We start from the raw sequence: 1,735 nt of genomic DNA, 5'->3' as shown, positions 1-1,735 counted from the left end.
CACGATGTCGATGGGCAGCGCGAACTGCTGCGCCATGCGCCGCAGCACCATCAGCTGCTGGTAGTCCTTCTGACCGAACACCGCCGCGCCCTGCGCCTTACCGGCAAACACGGCGCTGAACAGCTTCATGACCACCGTGCACACGCCCGTGAAGAAGCCGGGGCGGAACTGCCCCTCCAGGATGTCGGCCAGCAGCGGGTCGGGCTGCACCTTGAAAGTCTGCGGCTCGGGGTAGAGGTCGTGCTCTCGCGGGGCGAACAGCACGTCGCAGCCGGCGGCCTGCAGCTGTGCGCAGTCTGCCTCCCAGGTGCGCGGGTAGCTGTCAAAGTCTTCGTGCGGCAAAAATTGCAGCCGGTTGACGAAGATGCTGGCCACCAGCGCGTCGCCCAGCGGCCGGGCCTGCTGCACCAGCGCCAGGTGGCCGGCGTGCAGGTTGCCCATGGTGGGCACGAAGGCCGGGTGGCCGCTGGCGGCCAGGGCCGCGCGCAGTTCGGGAATGGTGTGGACGATGCGCATGAAAGAAAAAGAAAATGATCAAAAAAGGAGCATCCGGCGCATGCTCATCAAGGGCTAGAGCCCTCAAACACCTGAAATTCAGGTGCGCGCAGACGGGCTACCAGGCGTGTTGCGCGTTGTCGGGAAAGCGCCCTTGCTTGACGGCCTGCACATAGGCCTCGATGGCGCCGCGCACGCTGCCCGCGTCCTGCATGAAATTGTGCACGAAGCGCGGCATCTTCCCGAGGTTGATGCCGAGCATGTCGTGCAGCACCAGCACCTGGCCGGCGGTGCCCTGGCCTGCGCCGATGCCGATAGTGGGACAGTGCGCCAGCTCGGCGGTCAGCTCGGTAGCGAGTTGCGCCGGCACCATCTCCAGCACCAGCAACGCGGCGCCCGCGTCCTGCAGCTCGCGCGCGTGGCGGCGCAGGGTCTGCGCGGCCTGGTCGGTCTTGCCCTGCACGCGGTAACCGCCGAGCGCGTGCACGGTCTGCGGCGTCAGGCCCAGGTGGGCGCAAACCGGAATGCCGCGCTCGACCAGGAAGCGCACGGTCTCGGTGGTCCAGCCGCCGCCTTCGAGCTTGACCATGTGGGCGCCGGCCTGCATCAGCGCGCAGGCGCTGTGCAGGGCCTGCTCCTTCGAGGCGTGGTAGCTGCCAAAGGGCAGATCGGCCACCAGCCAGGCTGTGCCCTGCACGCGGTGCAGGCCGCGCGCCACGCTTTCGGTGTGGTAGACCATGGTGTCGAGCTGCACGCCCACCGTGCTGGGCAGGCCCTGGCAGACCATGCCGAGCGAGTCGCCGACCAGCAGGCACTCGACGCCGGCGGCATCGGCCACGGCCGCGAAGGTCGCGTCGTAGGCCGTGAGCATGGTGATCTTCTCGCCGCGCGCGCGCATCTCGTGCAGGTGCGGCAAGCTCACGGGGCGGCGCTGGGGCAGGGGCGAGGCCGGAGGCAGGGTGCCGTAGGGCGTGGCGCTGGCCGGCGCGGAGGGCTGCGCGGGGGTATCTGGCATGGCGGCGTTCTTCCAAAGTCCTCGGGAGCGGCGAGTCTAGTCGAAGCCGCTATGCTTCACGGCATGACATATTTTGCAGACGAAACGGACAATTCCATGCTCTCCCAGGTGCTGCTCGACGTGGCGCGCGCCCTGCAGGAAGACCTGGGCAGCGGCGACCTCACCGCCGGCCTGATCGACCCCGCGCGCACCGTGCGCGCCCGGGTGCTCGCGCGCGAGAGCGCC

At 68.8% G+C, this 1,735-nt stretch carries 2 protein-coding genes and 1 pseudogene; 1 reads left to right on the top strand and 2 read right to left on the bottom strand.

Features of this window, described 5'->3' with window-relative positions; genetic code table 11:
- Positions 1–516, bottom strand: a 516-nt coding sequence (locus B2J89_RS21085) for a pantoate--beta-alanine ligase (protein WP_169170800.1), incomplete at its 3' end; no start/stop codon positions are given.
- Between the two features lie 97 nt (positions 517–613).
- Positions 614–1,510, bottom strand: a complete 897-nt coding sequence (gene panB, locus B2J89_RS21080) for a 3-methyl-2-oxobutanoate hydroxymethyltransferase (protein ID WP_169170799.1) — start codon at positions 1,508–1,510, stop codon at positions 614–616.
- 63 nt (positions 1,511–1,573) lie between these two features.
- Between panB and B2J89_RS22930 the strand changes: the two are divergent.
- Positions 1,574–1,735: pseudogene (locus tag B2J89_RS22930) on the top strand (nicotinate-nucleotide diphosphorylase (carboxylating)); the annotation flags it as partial.

This window comes from Acidovorax sp. SRB_24 (assembly GCF_012931925.1).
This window is presented reverse-complemented; position numbering and strand designations above follow the sequence as displayed.